This window comes from Amycolatopsis lexingtonensis, assembly GCF_014873755.1.
Classification (GTDB): domain Bacteria; phylum Actinomycetota; class Actinomycetes; order Mycobacteriales; family Pseudonocardiaceae; genus Amycolatopsis; species Amycolatopsis lexingtonensis.
This window is the reverse complement of sequence record NZ_JADBEG010000001.1, coordinates 10,454,831-10,469,948: the sequence shown is the minus strand read 5'-3', so window position 1 is coordinate 10,469,948 and position 15,118 is coordinate 10,454,831. Positions and strand designations below refer to the sequence as shown.

Here is a 15,118-nt window from a genome sequence, read left to right as displayed (position 1 = left end):
CTTTCCGGACCCGCCGGCCGACGCCGGCTACAGCAGCGGTGCCCGTTCCAGCGCCGCGCGCAGTCCCGCCAGGACCTCCTCGGCGGTGCCCGGGATCGTGCAGCCCGCGGCCTGCCGGTGCCCGCCGCCGCCGAATTCGGTGGCCACGGCCGAGACGTCGAGCCCGATGGAGCGCAACGAGATCTGCCACTGCGCCGGGTTCGCGAGGTCCTGTTTGAGCACCGCGGCGACGGCGGCCTCGCGCACCGAGCGGACGACGTCGACGACCGACTCGACCTCCTCGGCGCGCACCGTCTCGGCCGCGTCGACGCGGACCACGGCGTGCACGAAACCCTTGCCCTGCGCGGCTTCCGGTTCCAGCCGGGCTCCGCTCAGCACCGACGACAGCATCGGCAGCCAGGCGAAGGGGCGCTCGTCGGTGATCCGCCGCACGACCGCTTCGGCGTCGACGCCGGCTTCGATGAGCCGCGCCGCCATCCGGTGCGTCTCGGGGCTCGCCCGCCGGAACCCGCTGGTGTCGGTGACGATCCCGGCGTAGATCCCGCGCGCGATCGGCTCGTCCAGTTCGGCGCCCAGTGCGTCCAGGAGCCGGAACACCAGGATCGCGCTGGCCTCGGCCGTCTCGTCGACGACGTGGCAGGTGCCGTAGAAGGTGTTGGTGGCGTGGTGGTCGACGACCAGCACGGCGCCGGCGGCCTCGACGCGCCCGGCGAGCCGGCCCAGCCGCTTCGGCGTCGGCGTGTCGACGCAGATCAGCAGGGGCTCGCTGGCGGGAAGGTCGTCCGGGTGGGTGAGCAGCCCGTCCTCGTCGAGCCACCGCAGCGTCTCGGGCGCCTCGTCGGGTTCGCCGAAGGAGACGCGCACCTTCGCCCCACGCTGGAGGAGGGCCCGGCCGAGGGCGAGCGCGCTGCCCAGCGCGTCCGCGTCCGGGCGGATGTGGCCGAGGATCGTCACGTCGGTGGCCGAGGCGAGCAGCGCGGCCGCGTCCCGGATGTCCTGCGCCGAAGTAGGGGTCACGGTGCGTCACGCTACGCTCTGCGGGATGCCTGAGTACGTGATCCTGGTCCACCCGTCCGCCAACCGGGTCTACGCCGCCTCCTCCCCCGCGCTGCTGCGCGCCGAGCTGGCGGTGTTCGGCGCGGTGCTGCCGGCCGAGCTGTCCGGGATCGAGGAGGTCGAGCTCGGCGGCGTGGGGTACGTGCGCTTCACCAGCTCGGTGCCCCTCGGCGAGCGCGACCTCGCGCTGCTGTCGAACCTTTCGTCGCTGTACGCGCTGTTCGAGCTGGGTGACGGCGTCCTGCGCCCGGTCACCGTGACGCCGCTGGCGAAGGCCGACTCGGACCTGCTGACCATCCAGAAGTACCCGGGCAAGACGAACGAGTCGTTCACGAAGCTGCTGCTGAACGTCACGCTGCTGGCGACCGCGGACCCGTTCTCCGACCGGCCGAAGTACCTGCTCGACCCGCTGTGCGGCCGCGGCACCACGCTGAACCAGGCGATGATGTACGGCCTGCACGCCACCGGCCTGGACGTCGACGGCAAGGACTTCGAAGCCTACGAGGCGTTCATCAAGACCTGGCTGCGGAACAAGCGCGTCAAGCACACCGCCGACTCGGGCCAGCTGCGGCGCAACAAGGTCCGCCTCGGGCGGCGCCTCGACATCGAGTACGCGCTGGACAAGGAAGCGTACAAAGCGGGCGACACCCGCAAGCTCACCTACTTCCAGGCCGACACGCTGACCACGGACGAGGTGCTGCGGGCGAACTCGTGCGACGTGATCGTGACCGACGCGCCGTACGGCGTCCAGCACGGGAGCCACCGCGAGGCGGGGTTGCAGCGGAGCCCGCGTGATCTCCTGGCGGCAGCGGTGCCGGTGTGGACGCGCGTGCTGCGTCCCGGTGGGGCGTTGGGGATCTCGTGGAACACCACCGTGCTCCCGCGCGAAGAACTCGTCGCGGTGCTGCGCAAGGCCGAGCTCGACGTCCGCGAAGGCGGGCCGTGGGAGGAGTTCGCGCACCGGGTCGACCAGGCCATCCTGCGTGACCTGGTCGTCGCGGTGAAGCCCACGTCTTGAGTCGACAAAGCGCTACTGCGTGAGCTCGGGCTTGGTCACCTGCCCGTTCTCCTCCGGCGCCGCGGCGGGGGCCGGCGGGGTGCTCAGGCCGCGCTTCACCGAGTCCAAGATGGACAGTCCCTGGCCGACGAGCCCGGCGGCCATCTCACCGAGGCCGTCCGCGCCGTTGAGGATGTTGACGTTCGCGCCGGACAGGCCGCGCCCCGCCTCTTTGACGATCTGCGGCAGCTGGTCGATGAGCATCCGGTCGAGGGCGACCCGGTTGTTCGACGCGGCCGCCTCGGCCTGCACGCGCATCTTCTCCGCGTCGGCCAGCGCCAGGATGCGGATCCGCTCGGCCTCCGCGTCGGCCGGCTTGATCACCTCGGCGACCAGTTGCTGCTGCCGCAGTTCGGCCTCGCGCTGCGCCAGCTCGGTGCGCGCGTCGATGACCTCCTGCTGGGCCTTGGCCTGCGCGAGCGGCCCGGCCTGAGCGGCTTCGGCCTGCGCCGCCTCGACCTCGGCGCGGTACTGCGCCTGCACGATCGACGTCTGCCGGGCGTACTCCGCCTGCGTCCGCTGGGACTTCTGCTCGGCTTCCGCCGCCGTCTGGTTCGCCACCGCCTGGGCGATCTGGGCGTCCCGCTGGATGGCGGCGTTGTGCGGCGCGGCCATCGCCGCGATGTAGCCGAGCTTCATGTCGTCGATCGACTGGATCTGCAGCGCGTCGACGGTGAGCCCGATCTTCGCCATCTCCACCGCCGAGCCGTCCAGCACCTCGGTGGCGAGCTTCTGCCGCTCGGTGATGATCTCCTCGACCGTCATGGACCCGATGATCGAGCGCAGGTGGCCGGCGAAGATCCGCCCGGTCAGCACGGACATCTGGTCCTGGTCGGAGAGGAACCGCTGGCCGGCGTTGACGATGCTCTCGGTGTCGTTGCCGACCTTGAACGCGATCACCGCCCGCACGGTCAGGGCGATGGCCTGTTTCGTGACGCACACTTCGGTCACTTCGGCCTCGCACATGGAAAGCGTGAGGAACCGGACCTTCCGGAAGACCGGCATGACGAACGCGCCGTGACCGGTGACGACCCGGAACGGCGAGTCGCCCTGGCTGTGCTTGCCCCCGGAGATCAGCATCGCCTCGTTGGGCGCGGGAACGCGGTACCCGAACATGGCTGTCCTTCTTCGCACACTAGGAAGTGGGTGCCGAGGCGTCCCACGCCACGACGTCGACCGTGCGCCGGCCCCGGGTTTCCACGACCAGGACGGTCGTGCCCTTCGGCAGCTCCGTGTCGGACCAGGCAAGGAAGGTTTCCAGGCCGCCCCTGATCCTGATCAGCACCTCCCCGGGGCCCCGCTGCCCGCGGGTGCCGACCAGGAGGACTCCGGTGCGCCCGGCCGGGGAGAGATCGGAGTGCACGTGCCGACCTCCCTCGGTGGCCGCCTCGACGCGGGGATGGCCCCCGCTGACCCCATTGTGCTCCCGGCGGGCGCGGCCCGTGGGCACTGTGAGGTTCCGATCAGGAGGCAACCCGCGCGGCTATACTGCGGAGCGTGACCGTCGAGCAACGCCCCCTGCGCGCGGACGCCCGGCGCAACCGGGAAGCGCTGGTGGCGGCCGCGCGGGAGGTGTTCGGCGCCAAGGGGGTCGACGCCCCGCTCGACGAGATCGCGCGCCGCGCCGAAGTCGCGATCGGGACGCTCTACAACCGGTTCCCGACCCGGGCCGACCTGGTCGAGGCCGCGTTCCTGCCGACGCTGGAAGAAGCGCGGGCCGTCACCGAAGAAGCCCTCGCGTGCGACGACCCCTGGGACGGTTTCGTGCTCTTCCTCGAACGGTCGGTGCTGATGCAGGTCAGCGACCGGGGTTTCACCGAAGTGTGCTCGCGGGCGTTCGACCCCGCGTCGGGACTGGAGAAAGCCAAGCAGGCCAACGGGTCCCGGATGAACCGGATCATCTCGCGCGCCCAGGAGGCCGGTGCATTGCGGAAGGACTTCCGCGCGCAGGACCTGGCGATCGTGTTCGCCGCGGCGACCGCGACCCCGGACTGGCGGCGCGCGCTCGGCATGGTCCTCGACGGGCTGCGGGCGCGATGACCTGGCTCGCGGACACCCGCGACTCCTACGACACCGTCGCCGAGAGCTACGCCGAATTCATGCGGGACGCCGTCGCCACGCGGCCGTACGTGCGGGCCGCGCTCGACGTGGTGGCCGCGCGGGTCGACGGGCCACTGGTGGACGTGGGGTGCGGGCCCGGGCACGTCACCGCGCACCTGCACACGCTGGGCGTCGACGCCGCCGGGATCGACCTTTCGCCGAACATGGTCGAGCTCGCACGGCGGAGCCACCCCGGGCTGCGGTTCGACGTCGGCTCGATGACCGACCTGGACCTGCCCGACGCGTCGGTGGCCGGGGTGCTCTCGTTCTGGTCGCTCATCCACGTCCCGGACGACGAAGTTCCCGTGGCGCTGGCGCACTTCCGGCGGGTGCTGCGGCCCGGTGGCCTGCTCGTGATCGGCTACCACGTCGGTGCCGGCAGCCGGCTGAAGACCGAGGGGTACGGCGGGCACCCGATGCGGGTGCGCGTCCACCTGCGGCAGCCGTGGTGGCTGGCCGAGCGGGTGCGGAAGGCCGGGTTCACCGTCGAGGCCGAGTGGTTGCTCGACCCCGAAGCCGAAGTGCCGCAAGGGTTCCTGTTCGCGAAGAGCTAGATCCGCTCCCCCACGAACTTCAGGACGTCCGGCAGGATCCCGCGCCAGTACTGGTCCTTGTGCCCACCCGGGGAAAACCGCGACACCGCGGGCGAAACCGCCTTCACCAGCTTGCGATCCGCGCCCAGGAACGGATCCGACTCGCCGCACCAGACGCCGAGGGCGGCCGGGCGCAGTTCTCCCGTGTGCAGCAACGGTTCTTCCGCGCGCCAGTTTTCCTCGCCGGAGAACACCTTGCGGCTGCGGGCGTCGGGCCAGTCCGCGAACAAGGCCGCGCTCACCGTCGCCACCGCCTTGAGGTCCGGGTGGGCGCGGGCGTACCGCAGCGCGCCGAAGCCGCCCATCGAAATGCCGAACACGGCCGATGGCGGGCGCAGGCCGCGGTCCGCCAGCCAGGCCGGGACCTCCTCGGTGAGCATCCGCTGCGGATCGTCGCCGGAACCGACGTCGACCCAGTAGTTGTCGCCGTCGATCGCCGCGACCGCGAACGGCGGGACACCCGCGTGCACGGCCTGCGTCAACGCCGAAGGGACACCCAGCTCGAGGAACGTCCGCGCCCGCGCGCCACGGCCGTGCAGGGCCAGGCACACCGGCAGCCCCGCCGCCGGGACTCCGGCCGGGGTGATCAGGACCAGGTCGACGTCGGTGCCGCGGGCTTCGGACCGCATGCGCTGGACCGTCACCGGGTCGGGCGGCACCGAAGGCCGTGTCGGCGCCGGCACCGCGGGCGGGCCGGGCGGGGGTTCGGACGGCGAGCAGCCCGCCAGCAGCGTGAGGGCGCTGCCGGCGAGCAGGGCGCGGCGGGAGAGCACGGGTCAGCCCCGGCTCTCCTCCTCCGCGAACTCGTCGTCGTCTTCGTTGTCTTCGCGCGGTGCCTTGTACGGGTCGACGTCGCCCGCGTGCTGGGCGCCGGTCGCGCGGCGCGCGACCTCCGCGTCGGCCTCGCGGGCCTTCGCGAGGAGGTCCTCGATCCGCTTCGACTCCTCGGGGATGGTGTCCGCGACGAACGTCAGTGTCGGCGTGTAGCGGACCCCGGTGCCCTGGCCGACCTTCGTGCGCAGCACGCCGCGCGCGGATTCGAGCGCGGCCGCCGCACCGGCGAAGTCCGGGACGGAGTCCAGCTTCTCGCCCAGCACCGTGTAGTACACCGTGGCGTCGTGCAGGTCGCCGGTGACCTTCGTGTCCGTGATGGTCACGTAGTCCAGCCGGGGGTCCTTGACCTCGTGCTCGATCGCGGACGCCACGATCTGCGAGATCCGCTTCGCGAGCTTGCGAGCTCGAGCCGGATCAGCCATGTCGTTCTCCTAGAAAAGGTTCAATCGTCTGGACCGAGCAGCCGGCGGCGCGCGGACAGGAGTTCGAACTCCGGCCTGCTCGCCACGTACCGCTCACACGAGTCGAGCACGTCCCGGACGTGCTCGCCACCTTCGGCGACCACGGCCACCCCGATGAGGGTCCGGCGGTGCAGATCGCTGTGTCCGGCCTCGGCCACCGACACGGCGAAGCGCTTGCGCACCTCGGCCAGCACCGGACGGACCACAGACCGCTTCTGCTTCAGCGAATGGACGTCGCCGAGCAGGATGTCGAGCTCAAGAGCTCCGACGAACATAGGCAGTTTTGGTGGTGTAGTAGGGACGGGCCGGGTGCGTGCGGGACTTCCCGCACGCACCCGGCCCCCGAGCGATTACGCCCGCGGCTTCTCGCGCTGCTCGTAGGTCTCGATCTGGTCGCCGACCTTGAGGTCGCCGTACGAACCGAGGGTCAGACCGCACTCGTAGCCCTCGCGGACCTCGACCACGTCGTCCTTGAACCGCCGCAGCGAGCTGATCGGCAGGTTCTCCGCCACGACGGTGCCGTCGCGGAGCAGACGGGCCCGGGCGTTGCGCCGGATCTCGCCGGACATGACCAGGCAACCCGCGATCGTGCCGATCTTGGAGGACTTGAAGACCTCGCGAACCTCCGCGCGGCCCAGCTCGACCTCTTCGTACTCCGGCTTGAGCATGCCCTTGAGGGCCTGCTCGATCTCGTCGATCGCCTGGTAGATGACCGTGTAGTACCGGACGTCGACGCCCTCGCGGGTGGCCCGCTCGGTCGCCTTGCCCTGGGCGCGGACGTTGAACCCGAGGACGATCGCGTCGGACGCGGTCGCCAGGTCGATGTCCGACTCGGTCACGCCACCGACACCGCGGTGGACCACATTCAGCTCGACCTCGTCGCCGACGTCCAGCTGGAGCAGCGAGGCTTCGAGGGCCTCGACGGTACCCGAGTTGTCACCCTTGATGATCAGGTTGAGGCTGTTCGTCTCCTTCAAGGCGGAGTCGAGGTCCTCGAGGCTGACCCGCTTGCGGCGCGACGCGTTGAGCGCGTTGCGCGTACGGGCGGCACGGCGCTCGGCGATCTGCCGGGCGACGCGGTCCTCGTCGACCACCAGGAAGGTGTCACCCGCACCCGGCACCGAGGTGAACCCGATGACCTGGACGGGCCGCGACGGCAGCGCCTCGGTGACGTCGACGTTGTGCTCGTCGACCATCCGGCGGACGCGGCCGTAGGCGTCACCCGCCACGACCGAGTCACCGACGCGCAGCGTGCCGCGCTGGACCAGGACGGTGGCCACCGGGCCGCGGCCGCGGTCGAGGTGCGCCTCGATCGCGACACCCTGGGCCTCCATGTCCGGGTTGGCCCGGAGGTCCAGAGCGGCGTCGGCGGTCAGCAGGATCGCCTCGAGCAGGCCGTCGATGTTGATGTTCTGCCGCGCGGAGATCTCGACGAACATCGTGTCGCCGCCGTACTCCTCGGCGACCAGGCCGTACTCGGTCAGCTGCTGCCGGATCTTGTCCGGGTTCGCGCCTTCCTTGTCGATCTTGTTGATCGCGACCACGATCGGGGCCTTGGCGGCCTGCGCGTGGTTGATCGCCTCGACCGTCTGCGGCATCACACCGTCGTCGGCCGCCACCACGATCACCGCGATGTCGGTCGAGTTGGCACCACGGGCACGCATGGCGGTGAACGCCTCGTGACCCGGGGTGTCGATGAAGGTGATCAGACGCGGGTTGCCCTCGAGCTCGGTCTCGATCTGGTACGCACCGATGTGCTGCGTGATGCCGCCGGCCTCGCTCTCGCGGACCTTCGTCTTCCGGATCGTGTCGAGCAGGCGGGTCTTACCGTGGTCGACGTGACCCATGATGGTCACGACCGGCGGCCTGACCTGCAGATCCTCTTCGCCACCGGCGTCGTCGCCGTAGGTGATGTCGAAGGTCTCCAGCAGCTCGCGGTCTTCTTCCTCGGGGCTGACGACCTGAACCGTGTAGTTCATTTCGCCGCCGAGCAGCTCGAGGATGTCGTCCGACACGGACTGCGTCGCGGTGACCATCTCGCCGAGGTGGAAGAGCACCTGCACCAGCGAAGCCGGGTTGGCGTCGATCTTCTCGGCGAAGTCGGTCAGCGAAGCACCCCGCGGCAGCCGGATCGTCTCGCCCTGCCCCTTGGGCAGGCGGACGCCGCCGACGCTGGGCGCCTGCATGTTGTCCATGTACTCCTGGCGCTTCTGCCGCTTCGACTTGCGGCCCTTGCGCGAGGGACCACCGGGACGCCCGAAGGCACCCGCGGTACCGCCACGGCCACCGGGGCCGCCACGACCGCCGCCGCCACCGCGGAAGCCACCGCCACCGCCGGCCGGGGCACCCGTGCCGCCGCCGGGACGGAAACCGCCGCCACCGCCGCCGCCACCGGGACCACCGCGGAAGCCACCGCCACCGCCACCGCCACCGGGACCACCGCGGAAACCGCCGCCGCCGCCACCGGGACGACCGCCGCCGCCACCGGGGCCGCCACGGGCACCGCCGCCGGGGCCACCGCGGGCGCCGCCACCGGGACCGGCGGGACGCTGCGTGCGGCCCGGCATCATGCCGGGGTTCGGCCGCGGGGGCATGTTGCCCGGGCTCGGCCGGTTGCCACCGGCGCCGCCGCCGGGCCGCGGGGCCGGACGGTCACCGCCGCCCTGGCCGCCACCGGGACGCGGCGGGCGGTTGTCGCCACCCTGCCCGCCACCGGGGCGCGGGGCCTGCGGACGCGGAGCCGGGGCGCCGGAACCGACGCCGAACGGGTTGTTGCCGACGCGCGGGGTGCGCGGGCCGGGCTTGGGACCGCCGGGCTTGGGGCCCTGCGGCTTCGGCGGGACGACCGAGCCGGTGCCGCCCTGTGCGGGCGCGGCCGGGGTGTCCTGCTTGGGCGCGGCAGGAGCTTCGGCTTTCGCGGCCGGGACCTGCTGCTGGGGTGCGGGCGTCGCCGGCCGGGGGCCGGGCCGCGGGCCGGGGCGCTGCCCCGGGGTGGCCGGCTTCGAGGCGGCGGGCGCCTGCTGCTGGGGCGCGGCCGGAGCCGGCGCGGCCGGAGCGGGTGCCGCCTTGGCCGCCGGAGCCTGCTGGGCAGGCGCGGGGGGCTTCGGGGCGGCGGGCGCACCGGGCTTGGCGGCCGGCGGGCCGGGGCGAGCCGACGGGCCGGGGGTGGGCTTCTTGGCGCCCTTGGGGGCGTACGCGTCGCGGAGACGGCGGGCGACGGGCGCCTCGACCGTGGATGACGCGGACTTGACGAACTCGCCCTGTTCCTTCAACTTCGCGAGAACGTCCTTGCTGGTGATGCCGAGCTCTTTCGCGAGCTCGTGTACGCGGGCCTTGCCTGGCACAACTCTCCTCATCTAGGGGAGGCCAGGCGGAAAACCCGCTGACCTCGTCCTTATTGTCTGACGCTCATGGCTTCAGCTTCACGGCTGACTCATGACGGGTCGACCTGCTTCCTTGGTTCCTCGCGACCCCGGGGACGTCCCGGGTTCGTGGTGCGTCGTGGTGAGCCCGACGTGCTCGCGGACCTCGCGGGCGTCGAGCGCCCCCGTCGCCCGCAGGGCTCTGGGGAAGGCCCGCCGCCGTTCGGCCTTGGCCAGGCAGTCCGGGTCGGGGTGCAGCCAAGCCCCCCGGCCCGGCAGCCGCCGACGTCCGTCGACGACCACCCGCCCGGCCACCGCGACCACGCGCAGCAGCTCACCGATCAATGCCCGCCGCTTGCAGCCGACACAAGTCCGCACCGGGAAATTCCGGTGGGGCTGGTGCTCGGCTACCCGCCGCGGGCTTTGAACCACTCCTGAGTCTAGCGCTTCGACCTTCACTCAGCCGAACCGGTTGTCGCGGCGGGCCGCGTCGGACCGGCGTGGTCTTGATCACCCTCGTCGTCGGCCGGTGCGGCGTCGCTGCGGATGTCGATCCGCCAGCCGGTCAGGCGGGCGGCGAGGCGGGCGTTCTGGCCCTCCTTGCCGATCGCCAGCGACAGCTGGAAGTCCGGCACCACGACGCGGGCGGTCTTCGCCCGCTCGTCCACGACTCGTACCGAAACAACCTTGGCCGGCGACAGCGCATTCCCGACGAAGCGGGCCGGGTCGTCGGAGAAGTCGATGATGTCGATCTTCTCGCCGGCCAGCTCGCTCATCACGTTGCGCACGCGCGCGCCGACCGGGCCGATGCAGGCGCCCTTGGCGTTGACGCCCGGCACGGTGGACTTGACCGCGATCTTGGTGCGGTGCCCCGGTTCGCGCGCGACGGCGGCGATCTCGACGGTCCCGTCGGCGATCTCCGGCACCTCGAGCGCGAACAGCTTGCGCACCAGGTTGGGGTGCGAACGCGAGAGCGTGATCTGCGGGCCGCGGTTGCTGCGCGACACGGTGAGCACGTACGCCTTGATCCGGCTGCCGTGCTCGTAGGACTCCCCGGCGACCTGCTCGCCGGAGGGCAGCACGCCCTCGGTGTCACCCACCTGGACCACGACCATGCCGCGGGCGTTGGCGCGGGCGTCGCGCTGGATCACCCCGGCGATGATCTCGCCCTCCTTGGTGGAGAACTCGCCGAACGTCTTCTCGTGCTCGGCGTCGCGCAGCCGCTGCAGGATGACCTGGCGCGCGGTGGTGGCGGCGATCCGGCCGAAGCCCTCGGGGGTGTCGTCCCACTCTTCGTCGACCTGGCCGTCGTGGGTCAGCGTGTGCGCGAGCACGCGCACCAGTCCCGTCTTGCGGTCGATGTCGATGCGGGCGTGCGGCTGGTGGCCCTCGGTGTGCTTGTACGCGGTGAGCAAGGCCGTCTCGATGGCCTCGATCACCGTTTCGAAGGGGATGTCCTTGTCCCGTTCGATCGCCCGCAGCGCGGCGATGTCGACGTTCACTTCGACCCCTTCTCCGTCTCGGCCGCGATGATGCCGGACGCGTCGTCTTCGAGCAGTTTCAGGTCCTCGGCGGGCGGCTGCTTGAACTCGATCTCCACGACCGCCTTCGCCACGTCGGCGTAGCGGACGTCGCGGAGCTTGCCGCCTTCGAGGACGCGGGCGGCGTCCTCGCCCGCGTGACCGACCCGGCCGATGAAGGCCGTGCCGTCGGCCGGGGTGACCTTCACCAGCCGGTACCGCGCGCGCCGCCAGTGGCGGGCCTGGGTGAGTGGACGGTCGAGACCCGGCGAGGTGACCTCCAGCGTGTAGGCACTCGCGAGCACGTGGTCGTTCTCGTCGAGCGCCGCCGAGACCTTGCGGCTGACCTCGGCCACCTCGTCCAGCCCGACCCCGTCGTCGGCGTCGACGACGACCTTGACCAGCTGCCGCCGGCCGGCCTGTTGCACCTCGAACGAGTCGAGGTCGAAACCCGCGGCGGTGACGGCTTCGGCCACTATCGGCTGGAGCCGGCTGGCGAGTTCTCCTGGCACGTGGGGCTCTCCTTGGTTACGCGGGTCGGTGGTGGACCAGCTTATCCGGTCGCCCGCTCGGGCCGCGCGAGCGGCGGGGGCGGCCGGGGGCCTGGCAGGATGGGCCGACGTGACCGGAAGACCGACCGACCTGACCCGTCGTGCCGCCCTCCGCGCGGGGGCGCTGGCCGCGCTGGCCGTCCCGCTCGCCGCCTGCGGGCCCGGCTACGACGAAAGCCCCGACCCGCTGCAGCCGCTGCTGGCCGCCGCCGACGCGGACGCCTCCGCCGCGCGGGCGCTCGCCAAGGGCGAGGACGCCGCGAGTCAGCTCGCGGCCGCCCGCGCGGCGCACGCGGCCGCGCTCAAGTCCGAAGTGGACCGCTTGAACCGGCCGAAACCTTCGTCGTCGCCCGCCCCGCCGGCCCCGGCGGCGCTGGGCGATCTCAAGGACCGGCTGGCGGCCGCGCGCAAGCAGGCCGAAGACCTCGTCGGCGGGCTGCCGCGCTACCGCGCCGGGCTGGTCGCGGCGGTGGCGGCGGGCTGCGCCGCGCTGCAGCGCATCGACCCCGCGCTGGGCCCGGGCGAGGACGCGCCGAAGGTGGGCGCCGCACCCGGGGGCGCCGTGCCCGCGGAGGCGGTGGACCCGCTGCAGACCGCGCTGGCCGCCGAGCACGCCGCCGTCTGGGTGTACGGGCTGGTCGGCGCGTTCCTGCCGGCCGACTTCGGCGAAGGCGAGAAGAGCGGCGCCGCGGAACACGCCCTGCGCCGGGACTTCCTGCAGACGACGCTGGCGGCGTCGGGGGCGACGCCCGTCGCGCCCGAAGCCGCGTACGTGCCGAAGAACCCGGTGACGGACGCGAAGTCGGCTTCCCTGGTCGTCGCGACGGCCGAGGCCGACTGCGCGTCGGCGTGGCTGGCGGTGGTGAACCACACCGACGACGCGGGCCTGCGGACGACGGCGCTGCACGCGCTGGTCGCCGCGTCCCGCCGCGGCACCCCCTGGCGCGCCGAGGCGGGCGAGAAGCCGACGGCGATCGCGATGCCGGGCCAGGCCGGCTGAAACGCCGTGAAGGCCTCCTTACCGGCGTTTGTGCCCGTTAAGGAGGCCTTCACGGACTTCGGTCAGGAGTGGAGGTCCGCCGACAGGCGCAGGGCGTCGTCGGCGATCTTCTCGATCAGGGCCTTGTCCGTGTGCTTCTCGTAGAAGTCGGCGAGCACGATCGTCGTGTCCGTGCCGTCGACCTTCGAGGCGTACGCGGAGTTCTTGCCGGTCAGGCTCGGGGTGCCGGTACCGGCGAACGTCTTGTCGCGGACCAGGTCCGTCACGTTGCCGGTGTTGTCCTGGTCGGTGAGCGCCTTGAGCGCCTTCGCCTTCGACGAGTCCGGCATCCCCACCACGACCACCGACACCAAGGCCTTCTGCCCGCCGGTCTCGGTCGTGTACAGCGCGCGGACCAGTGACTGGCACGGGTTGTCCGCGAAGAACTCCTTGGTCTTGCCGTAGGAGTTCGCCGGGCAGTCGTCCGCGCGCGCCGGGCCGGCGACCTTGGTGAACTGGTAGGCCCCCGAACTCTGCGACGGCGGCTGCGCGACCGGCTGGTCCGGGGTCGAGTCGTGCCGGATCAGGAACCACAGCAGCCCGGCGACGACGGCGATCGCGACCAGCCCGGCGCCCTTGAGCAGCAGGGACCGGGTGTCGCGCGCCGGTGGGCCCGGCGCGGGCGGGCGGGGCTGCGGGGGCACCGCGCCCAGCGGGGCCGTGTCGGACGGGCCTGGGGTGAAACGAGCACCAACCACGGGGACATACGGTAGTTCACCGCCGTGGCGGCGTTCACTCGAATGCGCGTAAAACGCGTTCGACGTCGTCAGCGGTGTTGTAGAGGTGGAAGCCGACCCGCACCCGGCCGCCGCGGACGCTCGACGCGATGCCGGCCGCCGCCACTCGCTGGGGATCGGCGTCGAGCGCCACGATCGCGGTGCCGCGCGGGGGCAGCCCCAGCTTCTCCAGCAGCGCGTCGGCCAGCCCGGTGTTGTGCGCGCGCACCTGGGCCAAGTCCACCCGATCGAGGTACTCCAGCGCCGCCGCGGCGCCGACGTGGGCGAGCCACACCGGCGAGAGGTCGAACGCCCGCGCGTCACCGGCCACGCGCAGCGGGAGGCCGTAGACGGTCGCCCACGGGTCCTCCCCCGCGTACCAGTTCGCCGCGACCGGCCGGGTGCGCTCGTGCACGTCCGGGTGGACGTACAGCCACGCGCAGCCGCGCGGCGAGAGCAGCCACTTGTAGCCCGCCGCGACCACCCAGCCGGCCCAGGCGATGTCCAGCGGCAGCCAGCCCGCCGCCTGGGTGGCGTCCAGCAGCACCGCCGCACCGGCGGCTTCGGCGGCCGCGCGCAGGGCCGGCAGGTCCACGATCCGGCCGTCGGCGGACTGGACGACGCTCACCGCGACGACGTCGTGCCCTTCGACGCGCTCCGGGAGCAGCTCCAGCGGCACTTCCGTCACCGTGACGCCCGGGTTCGCCGCGAAGGGGAACGTGACGCTGGTGAAGTCGCCCTCGGCGGCCAGGACGCGGGTACCCGCGGGCAGCGCCGCGGCGACGTTGGCGACGAGCTGCGAGGCCGACGCGCCGATCGCGACCCGCCCGGGGTCGACGCCGAGCAGCCGCGCGAACCCGGCCCGCGAGCGGGCGACGTACGGGTCGAACTCGCCCGGCCGGGTCGCGCCGGTCCGCCACCGTTCGACCGACTCCGCCACGGCTTCGGCCACCGGCGCGGGCGGAATGCCCACGCTGGGCGTGTTCAGGTATCCGGCGGGGACGGCGAAGTCGGTTCCGAAGGCGCGCATACCCCGACTCAAGCAGACCGGGGCAAGCCGTTTAGGGCAGGAAGGCGACGACGTCGGCGTAGGAGGGCGGGCTCAGCGGCAGGTCACGGCCGTCGCGCACGGCCAGCGCGGTTTCGGCGGCGGCCGCGAGGGCCATCCGATACGGCAGCGAGCCGAGGCTGATCCGCGCCACGCCCAGCTCCGCCAGACCTGCCACGGTGACCTTCCCCGGCAGGAAGAGCAGGTTGAGCGGGAGGCCCGCGGCGACGATCCGCTCGACGTCCGCGGGCTCGGCGAGGCCGGGCACGAATACGCCGTCCGCGCCCGCCGCCGCGTACGCCCGCACCCGCCGTTCGGCTTCGGCGATCGAGCGGTCGCCGGCCCAGTGCGTGTCGGTCCGCGCGTTGACGAACAGCCCCGGCACCCGCTCCTTGACGGCCGTGACCAGCGCGCACTGGACGTCGACCGCGGCCAGCGAGCCGTCGGCGCGGCCGTCTTCGAGGTTGACGCCGGCGACGCCGGATCCGGCCAGTTCCTCGACGAGGTCGGCGACCGCGGCCGGGTCCGCGCTGAACCCGTCGGCGATGTCGACGCTGACCAGCGCGTCCAGCCGGGTGAGGCGGGCGGCCAGCGCGACGGTCGCGGCCCGCGACGACGGCGCGCCGTCCGGCTCCCCCACCGCCGCGGACACGCCGAGGCTCGTCGTGCCGAGCGCGCGGAAGCCCTGCGCGGCGAGGAAGGCGCCGACGCCGAACTCCCACGCGTTCGGCAGCAGCAGCGGGGCCCCGGGGACGTGCAGGGCACGGAATTCGTCCATGCC

Annotated in this window: 17 protein-coding genes; 4 read left to right on the top strand and 13 right to left on the bottom strand. The window is 72.6% G+C overall.

From position 1 onward, the window contains the following. Positions 1-27: 27 nt before the first annotated feature. Positions 28-1,017, bottom strand: coding sequence for a DHH family phosphoesterase (locus H4696_RS48270; protein ID WP_086865260.1), 990 nt, complete (start codon positions 1,015-1,017; stop codon positions 28-30). A 25-nt stretch (positions 1,018-1,042) separates the two neighbouring features. Here H4696_RS48270 and H4696_RS48265 point away from each other — a divergent pair, with 25 nt between their 5' ends. Next, a complete protein-coding gene (locus tag H4696_RS48265) occupies positions 1,043-2,074 on the top strand; it encodes a TRM11 family SAM-dependent methyltransferase (protein ID WP_192782951.1) in 1,032 nt (343 codons plus the stop codon). A gap of 12 nt (positions 2,075-2,086) precedes the next feature. On the opposite strand, the gene H4696_RS48260 is transcribed toward H4696_RS48265, so the two are convergent. After that, positions 2,087-3,229 (bottom strand): SPFH domain-containing protein, encoded by a 1,143-nt coding sequence (locus H4696_RS48260; RefSeq protein WP_086864172.1) that lies wholly within the window; start codon positions 3,227-3,229, stop codon positions 2,087-2,089. A gap of 19 nt (positions 3,230-3,248) precedes the next feature. Then, on the bottom strand, positions 3,249-3,476 hold the full coding sequence (locus tag H4696_RS48255; protein ID WP_086864173.1) for a hypothetical protein: 228 nt from the start codon (positions 3,474-3,476) through the stop codon (positions 3,249-3,251). 134 nt (positions 3,477-3,610) lie between these two features. Between H4696_RS48255 and H4696_RS48250 the strand changes: the two genes are divergently transcribed. Both H4696_RS48250 and H4696_RS48245 read left to right on the top strand, forming a co-directional pair. Next, a complete protein-coding gene (locus tag H4696_RS48250) occupies positions 3,611-4,153 on the top strand; it encodes a TetR/AcrR family transcriptional regulator (protein ID WP_086864174.1) in 543 nt (180 codons plus the stop codon). Beyond that, a complete protein-coding gene (locus tag H4696_RS48245) occupies positions 4,150-4,767 on the top strand; it encodes a class I SAM-dependent DNA methyltransferase (protein WP_086864175.1) in 618 nt (205 codons plus the stop codon). The genes H4696_RS48250 and H4696_RS48245 overlap by 4 nt, the downstream gene beginning before the upstream one ends. On the opposite strand, the gene H4696_RS48240 is transcribed toward H4696_RS48245, so the two are convergent. The 7 genes from H4696_RS48240 to rimP all read right to left on the bottom strand — a co-directional run bounded on the left by H4696_RS48240 (position 4,764) and on the right by rimP (position 11,495). Continuing rightward, positions 4,764-5,579, bottom strand: coding sequence for an alpha/beta hydrolase-fold protein (locus H4696_RS48240; protein ID WP_192782950.1), 816 nt, complete (start codon positions 5,577-5,579; stop codon positions 4,764-4,766). The genes H4696_RS48245 and H4696_RS48240 overlap by 4 nt on opposite strands. A 3-nt stretch (positions 5,580-5,582) precedes the next feature. After that, complete coding sequence (rbfA, locus tag H4696_RS48235) at positions 5,583-6,062, bottom strand: 30S ribosome-binding factor RbfA (RefSeq protein WP_086865712.1); 480 nt, start codon at positions 6,060-6,062, stop codon at positions 5,583-5,585. 20 nt (positions 6,063-6,082) lie between these two features. Next, a complete protein-coding gene (locus H4696_RS48230) occupies positions 6,083-6,376 on the bottom strand; it encodes a DUF503 domain-containing protein (RefSeq protein WP_086865713.1) in 294 nt (97 codons plus the stop codon). Positions 6,377-6,451: 75 nt separating this feature from the next. Beyond that, positions 6,452-9,445, bottom strand: coding sequence for a translation initiation factor IF-2 (gene infB / locus H4696_RS48225; protein ID WP_192782949.1), 2,994 nt, complete (start codon positions 9,443-9,445; stop codon positions 6,452-6,454). 78 nt (positions 9,446-9,523) lie between these two features. Beyond that, entirely contained in the window at positions 9,524-9,841 is a 318-nt protein-coding gene (locus tag H4696_RS48220; protein ID WP_125314588.1) for a YlxR family protein, read from the bottom strand. Positions 9,842-9,918: 77 nt separating this feature from the next. Continuing rightward, complete coding sequence (nusA, locus tag H4696_RS48215) at positions 9,919-10,965, bottom strand: transcription termination factor NusA (RefSeq protein ID WP_086865675.1); 1,047 nt, start codon at positions 10,963-10,965, stop codon at positions 9,919-9,921. Continuing rightward, the gene (gene rimP, locus H4696_RS48210; protein WP_086865676.1) at positions 10,962-11,495 is read right to left on the bottom strand and encodes a ribosome maturation factor RimP; all 534 of its coding nucleotides are present in this window, start codon (positions 11,493-11,495) and stop codon (positions 10,962-10,964) included. The genes nusA and rimP overlap by 4 nt, the downstream gene beginning before the upstream one ends. Positions 11,496-11,604: 109 nt before the next feature. On the opposite strand from rimP, the gene H4696_RS48205 reads away from it, so the two are divergent. Beyond that, positions 11,605-12,534 (top strand): ferritin-like domain-containing protein, encoded by a 930-nt coding sequence (locus H4696_RS48205; protein ID WP_086862960.1) that lies wholly within the window; start codon positions 11,605-11,607, stop codon positions 12,532-12,534. 62 nt (positions 12,535-12,596) lie between these two features. On the opposite strand, the gene H4696_RS48200 is transcribed toward H4696_RS48205, so the two are convergent. From H4696_RS48200 to H4696_RS48190, 3 genes are all read right to left on the bottom strand, one after another. Next, positions 12,597-13,217, bottom strand: a complete 621-nt coding sequence (locus H4696_RS48200; RefSeq protein WP_086862959.1) for a hypothetical protein — start codon at positions 13,215-13,217, stop codon at positions 12,597-12,599. A gap of 88 nt (positions 13,218-13,305) precedes the next feature. Next, entirely contained in the window at positions 13,306-14,319 is a 1,014-nt protein-coding gene (locus H4696_RS48195) for an aminotransferase class V-fold PLP-dependent enzyme (protein ID WP_086862958.1), read from the bottom strand. Positions 14,320-14,350: 31 nt separating this feature from the next. After that, positions 14,351-15,115 (bottom strand): isocitrate lyase/PEP mutase family protein, encoded by a 765-nt coding sequence (locus tag H4696_RS48190; protein ID WP_086862957.1) that lies wholly within the window; start codon positions 15,113-15,115, stop codon positions 14,351-14,353. Between the last annotated feature and the right edge of the window lie 3 nt (positions 15,116-15,118).